Genomic DNA, 16875 nt, shown 5'->3' on the forward strand with positions numbered 1-16875 from the left:
CCATTCCTGCTGGCGGGGCAAAGTGGCAAGCCGTTCCATTGCCGTGTCCCAATCAAAATCGAGTGCAGTCTCGACTATCATAAACAAACGTGTATCCAAAATGTAAATTTCCATTTCAAGGATACCGACTTCCCGGATACCGGCGATAACTTCCGGCCAGATTTCCGCTTGGCTGTGGCGTCGGCGATACTCGGCTATCAGCTTCGGATCGTCACGCAGATCCAATGTCCGGCAATATCGTTTCACCGGTTGATGATGCTCTTTAGCCGCATAACTTTTAATAGATGTTTCCATGGTTTTATTTTTATCTGTCCCTTTAAATAATTTTTGTAATTTCATCACGTGCCTTAATCTCCCCACACGCCAAAGCTTGCACAAGGATATTTCCAATAGCAGTGGCCTCAACAGGACCTGCATACACCGGAATGCCCAATGCTTCTTCCGTCAGGCGGTTGAGAAGGCGGTTACGACACCCTCCCCCTATGATATGAAGTTGGGTAACAGGTGACGGTAACAAGCTGTTTAACTGAGTGACTCCTTGTTTATAACGTTGCGCGAGCGATTTAAGTATACAAAGAACATATTCACCACAAGTTTTTGGTACGGCAAGGCGATGTTCACGGCAATAATCGGCAATTGCTTTCTCCATATTCAACGGACTTTGAAAGACCTCGTCATCCACACGAATAATTGAATCGATTTCCGCATTCTCCGCAGCAGTTATCAGAGTTTCGTACTCCGTATCTTCGCCTCGTTCTTTCCACTGAGCTATAAGTTGCTGCAAAATCCACAAGCCTGTGATATTCTGCAAAAAACGGATTTTACCTCCCACACCTCCTTCGTTGGTAAACCCTGCCAAGCGAGCCTCTTCGGTAAGGATAGGTTCGTCTAATTCAACTCCAAGAAGTGACCAGGTTCCGGAACTCAGGAAAGCTTTTCGGGTATTAACACCACCGGTGACGGCAGGCACTGCAAATACGGCGCTTGCAGTATCGTGCGAACCTACGGCAACCACATCGACCTCACCATTCATACCGATCTCTTCAGCAATATCGGCTTTCAGTTTTCCCCGTACGGTTCCGGGCATTACTATTTCTCCGAAAAGACGTTCGGGTAAACCCAAACTGTCTATTAATGGATAGTTCCAAGTACGCTTGCGGGCATCGAGCATTTCGGAGGTGGAAGCAATGCAATATTCATTATTTGCCACGCCTGTCAAAAAGAAACTGAAAAGATCGGGCATAAACAGCAACTTATCTGCAAGTTCCAATTGTACATCCCCGTTCTTTTTCATACTGTAAAGCTGAAAAAGCGTGTTAATAGGCATCACTTGAATACCGGCCTCCGCATAATGACGGGAAATATCCATATGCCCGAACAGTTCTTCGGGTAATCCATTCGTGCGCGGATCGCGATAGCAAACCATATTGCCCAACAAATTGCCTTGCCTGTCTATCAATCCGAAATCGACCCCCCAAGTATCGATTCCGATACTTTTTATGGAATATCCTTTATGGGCAGCCAGACGAAGCCCGGTTTTCATTTCACCGAACAATGCAAGGAAATCCCAATAAATATAGTTCCCCATCCGGATTTGCCGGTTGGGAAAACGATATACTTCCTCCAGTGTTAACCGCCCGTTGTCAATGGTGCCGGCCATCACTCGCCCGCTACCTCCACCAAAATCCACTGCTAAATATGTATTCATAGCTCAACTCTTTTCTAAATAATAAGGAGGAGAAAAAGAGACTTGGAAATACATCCCCATTTTCCCCTCCTTTTCATCTTATTATTTAGTCTTCTTACCCAAAACGTAAGTCTCGAGATCATCAATCTCTTCGGGCGTCAACACGGTATAATCACCGCCGGACTGGATAATAATGCGACATGCCATCTCGAAGAACATGGCACGTTCAAAAGCTTCGTCGAAGTCTTTTCCACATACCACTTGTCCGTGCTTTAACAGTAATACCGAATTGTGGTCTTTCAATCCATCTATCACCCCTTGTGCCAATTCTTTCGAACCGGGACGATAATAAGGAACTACCGGCACTTCTCTGCCTACATGACAAGGTATTTCGGCCGTTACATTCAAATTAGTGGGACGATTCTTCATACAAGCCACCGCAGTAGCATAATGAGACTGGAAATGAAGCACCACATTCACATCGGGACGCTCACGGAGAACACCGAAATGGAAACCGCTCTCCATAGACGGCTTCACACCATTCAGCACTTCTCCCGTCGAGAGTTTACAGATGGAGACCTTTTCTTTGGGCAGAGAAGGCACCCAAGAGCCTGTACCGGAAATCAGCACTTCATCCCCTATACGCCAGGAGATATTACCGCTACTGCAAATAGTAAGTCCGGCATCGCCTACACGATGAGCCTGGGCTATAAACTGTTCTATCTGTTCATTCGTTATCATAATGACTACAATGCTTTTTTATAAAGTTCAAGTATTATTTCTTTGCTCACTTCACGGGGATTTCCCGGGGTACATACATCGGCAAACGCCGCCGCAGCCAACTTATCCAGATCCTCTTCCTTTATTCCCAATTCGGATAAATGCTGCGGGATCCCTACACGGACAGAAAGTTCCCGGACTGCCTTGACCGCCGCAGCAGCGGCTTCTTCACGAGTCATATCCGGCGTATATACATTCATAGCCTTGGCTATCTCTACATATTTATCGAGTGCCGCAGGAGCATTGAACTCCATCACAATAGGCAACAGCAAGGCATTTGCTACACCGTGAGGTATATCGAAAATAGCTCCCAACGGATGTGCCATGCCATGCACAACTCCCAAACCTACATTAGAAAACGCCATACCGGCAATGTACTGGGCAACCGCCATACCATTACGGGCTTCGGCATTGGATGGCTCATTGACAGCCGTCTCAAGATAACGGGCAATCATTTCGATCGCTTTTATCTCGAACATATCGCTCATCTCCCAGGCACCTTTCGTTATAAGTCCTTCAATGGCATGCGTCAAAGCATCCAACCCGGTAGAAGCTGTCAGCCCTTTGGGAAGGGTATACATCAATTCGGCATCTACAACGGCAACTACGGGAATGTCATTGGGATCTACGCAAACCATTTTCTTTTCATTGGCTTCATCGGTAATCACATAATTAATAGTAACCTCGGCCGCCGTACCCGCCGTAGTAGGCAAAGCAATAATGGGAACAGATTTGTTTTTCGTATCTGCCACCCCTTCCAGAGATACTACATCACTGAATTCCGGATTATTGGTTATAATACCGATCGCCTTGGAAGTATCGATCGATGAACCGCCACCGATTGCAAGAATAAAATCGGCACCCGAAGCTGCAAAAGCCTGTAGACCAGACTTGACATTAGCTACGGTAGGATTCGGTTTGACATCACTGAAAACCTCGTATGGAACAGAAGCTGTTTCAAGTACTTTCAACACTTTATCGGCCACCCCGAATTTAATAAGATCCTTATCCGTAACGACCAGAGCCTTATGCAGCCCCAAACGGGCGATCTCTTTCGGGAGCACTTCCCGTGCTCCCGGTCCGAAGTATGAAACTTCGTTTAATATAAATCGATTAATCATTTTATTCCATTATTTATAAATAGGACCATAAACAGCACATGCTCTGTAATCCGCTCCTTCTTTCTCCATACCGAAAGCATTCCATGCGGCCGGACGGAAGATGGCGTCTTCTTCGACATTGTGCATACATACAGGAATACGCAACATAGAAGCTAATGTGATCAGATCCTGTCCGATATGCCCATAACTGATAGCACCATGATTGGCCCCCCAATTGTTCATTACCGAATAAACATCTTTGAATGCAGGTTTATCACACAAACGGGGTACAAACCAAGTGGTCGGCCATGTACGATCCGTACGTTCATCCAGCAAACGGTGAACTTCCGGATCAATCTCTACCGTCCATCCCTCGGCAATCTGGAGTACTGGGCCTAATCCTTTAATCAAGTTCAGACGTGTCATCGTAACAGGCATGCCTCCTTTGGATAAGAAATTGGAAGAGAAGCCGCCGCCACGGAAATAATCACGGTTAGCAGGATACCAGGTAGTAGCTTCCAGACATTTCTCCATCTCTTTTTCCGTGATCTCCCAGCAAGGTTTCATCGCCGGTTCACCTTTCTCATCGGTTTGCTGACCGGTTCCATCGAGCGTTGTAGCACCGGAATTGATCAAGTGAATAATACCATTGACAGCCATGCCTGTAAGTTCTTTTCCTGTCACGCGCTTTACCGCTTCGGGGCTCCAATAGGTACGCACGTCCGAGAATATCTGCGCACGGTTTGTCAACAGATGCCCGAAGAGCATCGCTACGCCGTTACAGGCATCATTTTCGGTAGCTACCACATAAGCTTCACGAATACCGTTCCAGTCAAAAGAGGTATTCAATAAGGCTTCCGAATAATCCCCGTTAGGATAAAAGTCGGTCCATTGGCGTTGCCCCTGGAATCCGGCAGCGATGGCATTGTGCCCTAAAGCCTCTTCTTTGAAGCCCATCTCACGCAGTTTCGGATTTCCCTGCATCAAATCGCGCATGATAATAGTCATCTTGACAATGAATTCCCAGTCTTCGTCTTTCTGCTCACGGGTTTTTGTTTTCTCCGGAAGGTTGAAGTCTTTTCCTTCGTTCTTCTTACAATACTTTTCGGTCCAGGCCATTGCTTTGGCGAACTCTTCTTTATCATAAATACCCTCTGTCATGCGACGGATGATTTCTGTGAGGTCGACAGACTCATTTCGCATACCGAGATATTCCTGGAAGAAATCCGGATTAACGATAGAACCGGCAATACCCATGGAAACACTACCCATAGAAAGATAGGATTTTCCTCTCATAGTAGCTACCGCTTGGGCAGCACGGGCAAAACGCAATATCTTTTCGGCTACATCGGCAGGAATGGAATTATCATTCAGATCCTGTACATCGTGTCCGTAAATACCAAAAGCCGGCAGGCCCTTCTGTGCATGTCCTGCCAATACGGCTGCCAAATAAACGGCTCCCGGACGTTCGGTTCCGTTAAATCCCCAGACCGCCTTCGGGTAATACGGGTTCATATCCATTGTTTCGGCTCCATAGCACCAGCAGGATGTCACGGTAATGGTTGCCCCCACCCCTTCACGTTCGAATTTCTCGGCACATGCAGCACTTTCGGCCACACGTCCGATTGTACCGTCGGCTATCACACACTCTACCGGAGTACCGTCTCCGTTTCTTAAATTTGTAGAGATCAATTCGGCTACGGCTTTAGCCAGATTCATTGTCTTTTCTTCAAGACTTTCACGAACACCACCCTGACGACCATCGATGGTAGGGCGAATTCCAATTCTCGGATACTTTTTCATATTCTTATGATTTAAATAAGTAAAACATTTCCATCTGTACTGAACTGTGCTGAAATATAGGAATAAAAAATCCTATAAAGATCCTCTTAAACGTATCTCGGTAGGCAAATACGTATGTACCTGCTTGCCGGTAAGGATAAAATCGGCTGTCAATGTCCCCATCTTTTCCCAATCGATACTCAGCGTAGTTATTCCCCTGTCTATCACTTCATAAGCAGGAGTTTCATTATAGGCCAACAAGCCGAAATCGGTTCCGCAAACCAAACCTTCTATCCGGCTTTGTTTGATGATATGTACCACATCGACCTGTCGGATAGCGATATAAACCTCGCCTTCGCGCACTTTCATTCCTTCCACATCCTCTCTCACTTCGCACATGAATTCCCGGTCGGCACAAAACTTCCGGAAACTGTCACAAGTACTCCGGGGGTGCTTTGTCCCTTTCACAAACAACAAAACGAGCCTTTTATAGTGCTGCAACCGATCGGTCAGCTGCAATAATGCCTGATAAAAAGAATCATCGAAATCCTGACATATATAAGAATAATCTTTCTTGTCGAACTTGCCGAAGTCGAGCAATAAGAGTTTGGAAGAGTCTATTTTATAAAGATTAGGAGAGAACTTTTCGTTATCGAAGTTCATAACAACGTATTTATTATACCGCCCCAAGGATTCACGAAGAATAGCATTGAACAAGCTCTCGTTGTATTGGTGAAACCATAAATCGACTTTATAACGGGAAGACAAATGCTTGATAATGCTATTATAAAGGGTGTCTTTAAATGGGGAATATTCATCGAGCAACAACAATATGCTTTTCTGCCTGTTTACCACATAATACCCTTTTCCGGGGGTGGAATCGATAATTCCTCGGTCTTTTAAATCGATAAAAGCTTTGAAAACCGTATCACGTGATACTTTATAATCCCGGCTCAACTGATTGATAGAAGGCAAAGCATCGTCTACCTTATATCTACCCATTGAAATATCTTGGCTGATGAGATCGGCCAATTGCTTCACTTTGGTTGTTTGCTGTCCGAATATAATTTCCATATCTACAGATCAAAAGGTTTTCAGAAAATGTCCGGCAACTATGCTGAACCATCCTGCTGCAAAGAAAGGTAATTTATTTAAGATCAACAAGAATAAGAAATATGTTTTGCAACACAAGATCGTGGATAATCGTATAAAAAAGCATCCTGATACCTTTTATTCATAGTATCAGGATGCAACTATATTTCTTAAAATCAACAGATTGATTTTATTTATTCGGTGTATTCCACTTTTTTGTTTCCGAGCAGGTTATATTCAGCGTTTGCTTTCCTGTTTGAATTCTGAAATCTCCTTTTTCCAGTATCCATTTACCATCATAGCCTACAAAAGCCAAATCGCTGCCTTTTACTTTCAATGTAACGGTTTTCGTTTCACCCGGTTGCAGTTCTACCTTTTCGAAAGCACGAAGACGGCGGATATCAGGGGTCAAGGAAGCCACCAGATCACTACTGAAAAGCAGAACACTCTCCTTACCTGCCTTATCACCGGTATTGGTCACATCGACCGTAAAAACGAGTTCATCACCGGCAGTAAACGAAGGTTTATTCACGCTCAGACGATCATAGGCAAAAGTCGTATAGCTAAGCCCGTAGCCAAAAGCCCACTGAACAGACATCACCGCATCATAATCATAAGCTCCCTGCATCTTCTCAAGGTCTTCACACGGTTTATAATCATAAGTCACCAAAGAATTGATATCTTTAGGATAAGTATAGGGCATCTTCCCACTGAAATTGACATCGCCGGCCAAAAGATTAGCCAGTGCATCGCCCCCGTAATTACCCGGCAACATGATGTTGACAACCGCCTTTACCAACGGCTCTATCTCATTGATAATACGCGGACGCCCCTCATTCAGAATCAGAATTACCGGTTTTCCGGTAGCCGCCAGAGCTTTCACCAGATTCAACTGGTTTTGTGAGAGGAAAAGATTAGTCAGGTTGCCCGGTGTTTCACAATAAGAATTTTCACCGACACAGGCCAGAATATAGTCCACTTCCGAAGCGGCAGCAACCGCTTTTTCTATTTTCGGAGCATTCTCTTCCCAGTAAGCACCTTTCTGCTTATAAGTCACTCCTGGTTCGTATACCACATTTCCCACACCGAATTTTGCCTTGAATGCTTCAAGGATCGTATTATACTCACCGGCAAACCTATCTGCCTTATGGCCTTGCCAGGAATAAGACCATCCGCCATTCAGCGTACGCATCGAATTGGCATTCGGTCCGGTAATCAATATTTTCTTTCCGGAAGCAAGTGGCAGGATCCGATCCGCATTCTTCAATAGGACAAGTGATTCCTCTGCCGCCAGCAAAGCAGTTGCAGCATGCGATTTACTCGCAAATTCCGGGTATTCCGAAGGATCCCAATATGGCTTGTCGAACAGCCCGAGACGGAATTTCATGCGCAGTACCCGGCGTACAGCATCATCAATGCGGCTCATAGGAACTTCACCTTCTTGCACAAGTTCTTTCAGATAATTACAGAAACTCCATTCATAAGGCACCATAGACATATCGATACCGGCATTAATAGCCATTTTTACGGCTTCTTTCTTGGAAGCGGCCACTTTGTCACGGGTATACAGGTTGTTTATATCCGCCCAATCCGTTACGATGAGCCCGTCCCAATTAAGGTCTTCCTTCAGCCATTTCGTCAAAAGTTCATAATTGGCATGAAAAGGAAGCCCGTTGTTCATAGCAGAATTCACCATAACAGACAAAGCACCGGCTTTCACAGATTCCAGAAAAGGGGCAAAATGCTTTTCACGCATCTCCTGCACCGTGATAGACGATGGCGTACGATCTTTGCCGGATACGGGGACACCATAACCCATATAATGTTTCAAACAGGCAGCTACCCGATTGGGGCCTATATGGTTCGGATCCTCGCCTTGAAAACCAATCACAGATTCACGTCCCATCTCTGTATTGACGTAACAGTCTTCTCCATAATTTTCCCACATACGAGGCCAACGGGCATCACGGCCAAGATCCACAACGGGCGCGTACGTCCAAGGAATGCATCCGGCTTTTGTTTCGTAAGCCGATATCTCGGCTCCTTTCCGTACCAGTTCACGATTGAATGTAGCCCCCATATTGACGCCCTGCGGAAAGAAAGTTCCACCGGCCGTATAGGTGGTGCCATGTATCTGATCAACGCCATACACGCAGGGAATTCCCATAGACTTTATCGATTCTTCCTGAATTCTTTTGATAAGAGTGGCCCAGACCTCCTTCGTCTGTGCTTCGCCATAAGGTACATTCAGTATAGATCCCACTTTATATTTACCGATCACGGTATCGAGCATGGCTTCATCAAAAGTAAAACCCGGTTGCCCTGTTGTTTTCTTATCAGTCAACACATCGATCGTCAATTCGGTCATCTGCCCTATTTTCTCTTCCAGAGTCATCTTTTCGAGCAACTTCTCAACCTTATCCTCTATCACTTTATCAACAGGAATAGCCGGGGAGATTATCGTATTCTGTGCAAAAACAGACCATGCAAATCCTGCGAATACCAAAGGAAATAATAGTTTCTTGTTCATGTTATCAATTTGATTTGTAGTAAGCCGTACACCGGATATCGTTATGATACGTGAGCAAAGATAATACAATGTACCCGATATAATATTGCCGAAGGAGATAAACTTGAATTCCACAAGCAGGAATTCGCAGCGTCAGGCGGTAAATATCCAGCCAAAAGCATAAGAAGTATTTGACAAAGACAGGAACAGAAACATAGACAGCGAGAGTCTGCACAGATCCCTTACGCAATTCTGAAATGCCTTGCTTGCCGCCATTACAGAGCGGAAGGGGCTCCAAGAGCTGGAAATACGAGGCACAATCACCATATTCACATAAAGCATAATCGAACATTGACAATCCCCCCTTCCGCACGCAAACACTGATGAACAAGGGGAAGCGTAAGGGGTAAGGAATCAATTCAAGTTTCTATTCCATACTTTTAATTCCGACTTCTGTACCTTTTGCAAACGAACAAAGCCTTTATTATTTTTTTGATAGGTATTCGCTACGATTCGCTATGATTCGGACATTCCTATACCGGTAATCACAAATAAAATCAGTACCTTTACACCGAAATTTTAAAAGAATCGTTATGGCACATCGTCTGAACACTAATAAGCAATTTATGGTAGGCAATGGTATTCTGGCATTCGCCGTTATTTTTGTTGTAGTCATCTTTGTCTATATGAGTATGAGGCTGCAACGCGAAAAACAGGAAGAACGCCACTTCATAGAAACTTACACGATCCATCTTACCAAAGGATTCACCGGTGATTCGCTCTCACTTTTCATCAATGACAGTCTGATAATAAATAAACGAATAACCGAAGAGCCCTTCGCAATCGAAGTAGGCCGATTTGCGGAGCAAAATGCGCTGATGATCGTCGATAATCTGACAGACGAACTGTCTACATTCGACTTAAGCGAAAAGGGGGGCAGCTACCGCTTTGAAAAAGATGCCGACGGAATTAAACAACTTTCCCGTTAGACGTTGCCATCCTTTCAAATCTCCGTCTTATAATTTTTCAATTCTTCGCGTAGCGCAAGCGCTTTCCCATCGGTCAACGAATCGAGTAACGACCAGAAACGATCGCCATGGTTCATCTCACGCGTGTGGCACAATTCATGAAGCAGCACATAGTCTATTAAATGCTGAGGCAACAAAACAAGAAAGTAAGACAGGTTGATTGCCTTACGAGCCGAGCAACTCCCCCACCGTCCACGGCTGGAATTGATTTTCACACTCTTGTAAGGAAGGTTATGCCGGCCGGACAGCATGTACAGTCGTGGCGGAAGAATGATTTTTGCATTTCTTCTCAGCGCTTCCTCAATGACCTTATGCAACCATTCCTGCAACTTACTATCAGTAAAATCAGCAGTCGGGGGACAAACGATACGCATCTCTCCTAACTCCGAATGCGCCAGAAAACGATCACGCTCACCGGCTACCAAAGACAGCTTAAAATATTCCGTCTCAATCCGGTAATCCAAATCTATCGATGGGCGAGCAGTCTTCTCCTTGAAGCCACGCAATTTCACACGCAATTGATTGATAGCATCGGTGATCTCGGCAGATGTGGTTCCGGGAGGTACGCTTACATAAATGGCATCACTTTTCGTCCGGAAAATCAGCCGCTTGGCACGTGGATTAACACGTATCACCAAAAGCCCCAATTCTTCATCTTCAAGTATCTTATCTATTTTTTCCATACACCTGCAAATAAACAAATATTCTGCGGGAAGAACAAATACAACAGACTCAAAAAAAAGTAGTACCCGATGCAACCTTTTTGAAAGAGTCTACGTCTAATAAACAGAAACCTCAAAAAAACTTATAAGATGAAAGCAAAATTAAACGTATTCTTAATCATATTCCTGACTGGATTACTGACCGGTTGTACCTTTATCTCAGAAAGAGCGGAAGGCATAGCTCCCAGCAAAAATTACATCACACGGGATTACCAAATAAAAGATTTCAATTCCATAGATGCCACTACGGTAGGTGACATTTATTATACCCAATCTACAGATGGGAAAAGTTCCCTGCAAATCTATGGACCGGATAATTTTGTCAAGTTAATACAGGTATCGGTAAAAGGTAATACTCTGATATTAGCTATGGATAAGCATAAGAAAATAAAGAATGCCAAGAAACTCAAAATAACCATCAGCTCTCCGGATCTGAACCGGATCCAATTTAAAGGCGTAGGAAACATTCACATCGATAATAAGTTTGTTACCGGCAGGCTCGACATCGAAAGCAAAGGAGTCGGCGACGTCAATGTTCAGGAACTGGACTGCCAGAATCTGACCGTAAACTCGATGGGAGTGGGTAACGTAAACCTAAAAGGGAAAGTAGTCAACGCCAATCTCAGTTCTAAGGGTGTAGGCGATGTAGAAGCAACGGATCTGGAAGCAACACACGTGAAAGCCTCCTCCAATGGAGTGGGCAATATCTCATGCAATGCTACCCAATCTTTAGACGCAGCCGTCAAAGGAGTAGGAAGTATTAACTATAAAGGAAATCCTGCACAAAAAACATTCAGCAAAAAGGGTGTGGGAAGTATCAAGGGTATTTAAATATATAAAAACATGAAATCAATTTCAATTTCTTCATTCGCTGCAATTTTACTGATCTGGACAATAACTGCCTGTTCGCCCAGCAATCGGGTGACCGGAAGCAATAACTACATAACCAAGCAGATCAAAGTAGAGAAATTCAACGGGCTACAATTAACAGGAAGCCCGGATGTTATTTATAAACAGGCCCAAGGAAAGCCTTCTGTAGAGGTATACGGCCAAGATAATATAGTAGAACTGCTGGATATCTATGTGCAAAACAATAGCCTGACCGTAAAATTCAAAAACAACACAAGCATACAGAACAGGGGAAAATTGGAAATAAGAGTTTCCGGTCCTGCACTCAACCGAATAGCCTTATCTGGTTCCGGTGATATCAAACTTGTAAACGGAATACAAACCGACGATAATTTAAGTATTAAAATACAAGGTTCGGGAGACATTGCGGGAAACAAAATAAGCTGTAATTTGTTATCATTATCCATCAACGGGTCGGGAGATATGACATTGAACAGGATAGATGCCCTAAAGGCAGAAGTAGGTATCAACGGTTCGGGAGATATTTCCCTTTCCGGAATCTGCAAAAATGCCGAATACAGTATCAACGGTTCAGGAGACATTCAAGCTTCCGAATTGGAAACAGAGAATGTAACGACCTCTATCAATGGTTCGGGAGATATAAGCTGTTATGCCACAGAAAGCTTGAAAGGGCGTGTCTCCGGCAGTGGTGAAGTAGCCTACAGAGGAGAACCACAAATAGATTTCTCCAAAAAGGGACTGCGTAAATTATAAAATTCTCTCTTTACATATAACTTTATCTCTCTAACAGAGATGGAAAAAGGAAGTTTCCGTGAGGCAACTTCCTTTTCTCTTTAATGCCATTCTCTTCCTCCTTTTTCCAAGCAATCCATATGAGCCGGCAGGATAAATAAAAGGGCTACTGCATCACGCGGTAGCCCATCTATTTAGTTAGTTTTTCTATAAAAATTTGAGAGAATTGAAACTTCACAGCCTCAAGTTGTTTTAATTAAGCACACTAACTATATTTATGTTTAAAGCAAATGAAAATGTCTTTTCTTATCAAGAGCGCTTGGGCTTCATCGAAGCTGCCAGCTTCGAAATGAATTCCGGACTCATATTGCCCGTAAAATTAATCACGGCAAACTGATTCTTTTCATGCATCAACATCACCAACTCGACAATCGCATCCTTCTTCTTTCGGATCATAATCTGACAATTTTCAGCTTTATCCTTAAAAGAAAGAAACGGTTCGAACCTTCCGGAATTCTTTTCCACCACCTTTAGAGCTTCATCGTAATACTTCTGCCCTTCCACTTTGGCAGTCAGCATCTGCATGCTCTTCAAATTAGAAATAATCTCCAGAACTTCATCATCTTTCTCAGCATCGCTTTTCATGATCTCCTCCATCATCTTCGGGCTGATAGTTATACACGTCAGATTTGAATCCGCCTTATGTTCAGTCAGAAAACGCGAAGCAAAGTCCTGAGCCGATACGGCTACAGATAGCAATGCCATCCAGCACATTAAAAGAACGCTCTTCATTATTCGTTAATCATATCGACTCCGCCCAACCGCACACTGTCGGCCAAGTTTTGGTCTTGTGATTTATTGATTCCTTCAGACAGCATCATCAATGCAGAAGAAACTTGCTTATAAGCCACTTCCGGATCATCATATGTATCTGTATAAGTATCGTAATTATAATCCAAAGTTTCATTGGCGAAAAATGTATGCTGTGCCACACTCCCCAATGAAAGCATAAAAGCAACAACCGCAGCCGCCTTAAACAGAGGCATGAACCTTCCGACCAATGTCAGACGCCGTGCTTTCACCACTGGCGGTTCTACCTGAGCCAGAATACGTGCATCGAAGTCTTCGCCCAGCCCCGTCTCACGCTGAACCTGCTGATAAACAAACAGGTCTTTATATTGAAGCAGATGAGCCGGTATTTCTCCCTTTGAGAAGAAAGCGCGCAACTCCGATTCTTCCTCCAAGGAAGTCTCACACTGCCAATATCGCTCCAAAAGCTGTTCTATATACTTATAGTCCATATTCGTCAATCTCTATATACCGTTGTTTCACTTTTTGCCTTGCCCTGAAAAGGTTTACTTTAACTTGTTCCTCCGTCAGTTGAAGCACTTTTGCAATATCTTTATAGCTCTCACCCTCTATATCCCGCAACTGCATAATAAGCCTTTGTTTTTCGGGAAGTTCATCAATCAACCGATGAATAATTTTCATACGTTCATTATTCACCAATCGGTCATAGGGGCCGGATGTATCCGCTTCTTCCGCCATTTCGGGGGTCAGTTCTACATTTTGGGCATCTTTCTTCTGACTTCTGTCTATCGCCAGATTCTTTGCCACTATCAGGCAATAAGCCTCGACAGATTCAAATTGTTGCCACTCATCACGCTTATTCCACACCCGTATCATGGTATCCTGAACAACATCCTCGGCCTCTGCCCTATCCAAAGTTATTCTGAGGGCCAGTCGAAAGAGTTTATCTTTCAAAGGCAATATATCGTTTCGGAAGCTGATTTCTTGCATCTCTATAAGAATGACGGATGAGAATATGAAAAGTTACAGGTACACTCTTATTTTTTTCGGATTATTTTTTGATCCGTGTTCCTTCTTCTCCGCTAATAGCTGATGCTAAAGTTATTATAACCTCCGAAACTCCGGCATCAATTGCTGCAAAAGAGTTCTCGAGCTTTGGAATCATCCCCCCCTGAATAATGCCATCGGCCACATATTGCTTAAATTCCGCAGGGGTGATCAAAGGAATCACGCTATCGTCATCATTTTCGTCACGCAACACGCCTTTCTTCTCAAAACAGAAAACAAGAGTCACATCAAAAAGAGTGGCAAGCGCCTTTGCCGTCTCTCCGGCAATGGTATCGGCATTGGTATTAAGCATATGGCCTTTACCGTCATGAGTAAGCGGTGCCATAACAGGAACCACACCTTTATATATAAGATCGGATAACAGTGAAGCATCCACTTTTTCCACGTCACCCACAAAACCGTAATCCACTTCTTTCACCGGGCGTTTCACCGAACGCATGACATTCATATCCGCTCCGGTCAATCCCAAAGCATTCACTCCGCGAGCCTGCAGGCCGGCAACCACGTTTTTATTGACCAATCCGCCATATACCATCGTCACCACTTTCAGTGTCTCAGAATCTGTAATACGGCGTCCGTTCACCATTTTACTCTCAATGCCAAGCTGCGCCGCTATCTTCGTAGCCGAACGCCCCCCGCCGTGTACCAGCACTTTATGGCCTTCTATCGTTGTAAAATCATCTAATAATCGGTTAAGTGTAGCTTCTTCTTCTACAATCTTACCGCCCACTTTAATAACAGTCAATTTTTCTCTCATATATTCTAAAAGATAAGTCTCTCCCCACCCTCTATTCCAAATATGTATATCCGTAAAGTCCCGAACGATAATTCGACAAGAATTCCTTCCCCTCTTCTACCGATATTTTTCCTTCTTTTACGGATTTGGTAACCCACGTCTCTAATGTACGCACCAATTTCTTGGGGCTGTACTGCACATAATCCAACACTTCGGCAACCGTCTCACCATCGATAATCTGCTCAATGGAATAACCTTTCTCGTTTACGGAAACGTGTACTGCATTCGTATCGCCGAACAAGTTGTGCATATCACCCAATATCTCCTGATAAGCTCCGACCAGAAACACGCCGAGATAATAAGGTTCCTTACTTTTCAAGCTGTGCAACGGCATATAATGTGATACGTTCTTCGTTGAAATAAAGTTGGCAATTTTTCCATCCGAGTCACAGGTGATATCCTGTAAGGTAGCCGAACGATCGGGCTTCTCGTCAAGTCTCTGAATAGGCATAATAGGGAATATCTGATCAATAGCCCAAGAGTCGGGAAGCGACTGGAACAATGAGAAGTTACAGAAATATTTATCTGCCAACAATTTGGATAAACTACGGAATTCATCCGGTGCATGCTTCAATCCGGCAGCTATCTGATTTATTTCACGGGTAATAGACCAATATAAGCGCTCAATCTGTGCACGTGTTTTCAAGTCGACAATACCATGACTGAAAAGATCAAGGGCCTCTTCACGAATTTGTTGTGCATCGTGCCAAGCCTCAAGCATCTTATTCTGATTCAATGTATCCCAAATCCCATATAGCTCCTGCACTAACTCATGAGCATCCGGAGCGATTTCTTCTTCATCGTCCCATTCGGGCAGAGTAGTTGTTTCCAATACCTCAAAAATGAGCACCGAATGATGAGCTGTCAATGCCCTGCCGCTTTCAGTAATAATGTTCGGATGAGGAATACCATTCTTATCGCTGGCATCCACGAGAGTAGAGATCGAGTCATTGACATATTCCTGAATAGAATAATTCACGCTACTTTCACTGCTGGAAGAACGGGTACCGTCATAATCAACTCCCAATCCGCCTCCAATATCGACAAACTGCACATTAAAGCCCATCGCATGAAGCTGTACATAAAACTGAGACGCCTCACGCAATGCCGTCTTTATACGACGGATTTTAGTAACCTGGCTCCCGATATGGAAATGGATCAGCTTCAGGCACTCTTTCATCTCCTTCTTTTCCAAAAAATCCAATGCTTCAAGCAATTCACTGGAAGTCAGCCCGAACTTACTGGCGTCACCGCCCGAATCTTCCCACTTACCACTTCCGGAAGAAGCCAACTTGATACGAATACCGATATTAGGCATTACATTCAATTGCTTCGCCATCTTAGCGATAAGTTTCAATTCATTCATCTTCTCTACGACGAGAAAAATACGTTTTCCCATCTTCTGAGCCAATAACGCCAGTTCTATATAACTTTCATCTTTATATCCGTTGCAGATAATCAATGAATCAGAATCCGTATTTACGGCAATCACAGCATGAAGTTCGGGTTTAGATCCGGCTTCAAGACCGAGATTGAACTTCTTTCCGTGGCTGATAATTTCCTCCACAACCGGACGCATCTGATTTACCTTGATTGGATAAATAATGAAATTCTGAGCCTTGTAGCCGTACTCTTCGGCAGCCTGCTTAAAGCAGTGAGCTGTTTTTTCAATACGATTGTCCAAAATATCCGGAAAACGTATCAACATGGGAGATGCCACATCACGTAACTGCAACTCATCGACCAGTTCCTTCAAGTCGACGCCGACGCCGTCTTTTCGCGGTGTAACAACAACATGACCTTTGTCATTAATACCAAAGTACGAAGTACCCCAACCTGTAATGTTGTAGAGTTCCTCAGAATCTTCAATACGCCACTTTCTCATTTTAATGTATTCAG

16 protein-coding genes are annotated in these 16875 nt (G+C 44.0%); 3 read left to right on the forward strand and 13 right to left on the reverse strand.

Going from position 1 to position 16875, the window contains the following annotated elements:
- The 7 genes from QVP90_RS04625 to QVP90_RS04655 all read right to left on the reverse strand — a co-directional run.
- The coding region (locus QVP90_RS04625; protein ID WP_288203955.1) for an L-rhamnose mutarotase at positions 1-294 on the reverse strand (294 nt) is incomplete at its 3' end.
- 22 nt (positions 295-316) lie between these two features.
- A complete protein-coding gene (locus tag QVP90_RS04630) occupies positions 317-1708 on the reverse strand; it encodes a rhamnulokinase (RefSeq protein ID WP_021935779.1) in 1392 nt (463 codons plus the stop codon).
- Between the two features lie 81 nt (positions 1709-1789).
- Positions 1790-2428, reverse strand: a complete 639-nt coding sequence (locus QVP90_RS04635; protein ID WP_005927419.1) for a class II aldolase/adducin family protein — start codon at positions 2426-2428, stop codon at positions 1790-1792.
- A gap of 5 nt (positions 2429-2433) precedes the next feature.
- Positions 2434-3588, reverse strand: coding sequence for a lactaldehyde reductase (gene fucO / locus QVP90_RS04640; protein WP_021935780.1), 1155 nt, complete (start codon positions 3586-3588; stop codon positions 2434-2436).
- 9 nt (positions 3589-3597) lie between these two features.
- Positions 3598-5370, reverse strand: a complete 1773-nt coding sequence (fucI, locus tag QVP90_RS04645) for an L-fucose isomerase (protein ID WP_021935781.1) — start codon at positions 5368-5370, stop codon at positions 3598-3600.
- Between the two features lie 72 nt (positions 5371-5442).
- Positions 5443-6423: a GntR family transcriptional regulator gene (locus QVP90_RS04650; RefSeq protein ID WP_021935782.1), complete on the reverse strand. Its 981-nt coding sequence runs from the start codon at positions 6421-6423 to the stop codon at positions 5443-5445.
- Between the two features lie 208 nt (positions 6424-6631).
- Complete coding sequence (locus QVP90_RS04655; protein ID WP_021935784.1) at positions 6632-8971, reverse strand: glycoside hydrolase family 3 N-terminal domain-containing protein; 2340 nt, start codon at positions 8969-8971, stop codon at positions 6632-6634.
- 572 nt (positions 8972-9543) lie between these two features.
- Between QVP90_RS04655 and QVP90_RS04660 the strand changes: the two genes are divergently transcribed.
- The gene (locus QVP90_RS04660) at positions 9544-9939 is read left to right on the forward strand and encodes a hypothetical protein (RefSeq protein WP_021935785.1); all 396 of its coding nucleotides are present in this window, start codon (positions 9544-9546) and stop codon (positions 9937-9939) included.
- A gap of 14 nt (positions 9940-9953) precedes the next feature.
- Here the strand turns inward: QVP90_RS04660 and QVP90_RS04665 are convergent, their stop codons facing one another.
- Positions 9954-10652, reverse strand: coding sequence for a YgjP family zinc-dependent metalloprotease (locus QVP90_RS04665; protein WP_025819011.1), 699 nt, complete (start codon positions 10650-10652; stop codon positions 9954-9956).
- Positions 10653-10790: 138 nt separating this feature from the next.
- Here QVP90_RS04665 and QVP90_RS04670 point away from each other — a divergent pair, with 138 nt between their 5' ends.
- A complete protein-coding gene (locus QVP90_RS04670) occupies positions 10791-11531 on the forward strand; it encodes a head GIN domain-containing protein (protein WP_005927440.1) in 741 nt (246 codons plus the stop codon).
- A 12-nt stretch (positions 11532-11543) separates the two neighbouring features.
- Positions 11544-12323 carry a head GIN domain-containing protein gene (locus QVP90_RS04675; protein WP_005927443.1) on the forward strand — a complete coding sequence of 260 codons (780 nt, stop codon included), beginning with the start codon at positions 11544-11546 and terminating at the stop codon, positions 12321-12323.
- Positions 12324-12611: 288 nt separating this feature from the next.
- Here QVP90_RS04675 and QVP90_RS04680 read toward each other — a convergent pair whose 3' ends face one another.
- From QVP90_RS04680 to speA, 5 genes are all read right to left on the reverse strand, one after another.
- Positions 12612-13094, reverse strand: a complete 483-nt coding sequence (locus QVP90_RS04680) for a DUF4252 domain-containing protein (RefSeq protein ID WP_005927446.1) — start codon at positions 13092-13094, stop codon at positions 12612-12614.
- The gene (locus tag QVP90_RS04685) at positions 13094-13603 is read right to left on the reverse strand and encodes a hypothetical protein (RefSeq protein ID WP_021935786.1); all 510 of its coding nucleotides are present in this window, start codon (positions 13601-13603) and stop codon (positions 13094-13096) included. Before QVP90_RS04685 ends, QVP90_RS04680 begins: the two co-directional genes overlap by 1 nt.
- A complete protein-coding gene (locus QVP90_RS04690; RefSeq protein WP_007479291.1) occupies positions 13593-14102 on the reverse strand; it encodes an RNA polymerase sigma factor in 510 nt (169 codons plus the stop codon). The genes QVP90_RS04685 and QVP90_RS04690 overlap by 11 nt, the downstream gene beginning before the upstream one ends.
- Positions 14103-14163: 61 nt before the next feature.
- A complete protein-coding gene (gene argB / locus QVP90_RS04695) occupies positions 14164-14937 on the reverse strand; it encodes an acetylglutamate kinase (RefSeq protein WP_021935787.1) in 774 nt (257 codons plus the stop codon).
- Positions 14938-14968: 31 nt separating this feature from the next.
- Positions 14969-16861, reverse strand: a complete 1893-nt coding sequence (gene speA / locus QVP90_RS04700; protein ID WP_005927456.1) for a biosynthetic arginine decarboxylase — start codon at positions 16859-16861, stop codon at positions 14969-14971.
- Between the last annotated feature and the right edge of the window lie 14 nt (positions 16862-16875).

Origin of the sequence: Bacteroides sp. CAG:189 (assembly GCF_000432295.1) — a bacterium.
Lineage (GTDB): Bacteria > Bacteroidota > Bacteroidia > Bacteroidales > Bacteroidaceae > Bacteroides > Bacteroides salyersiae.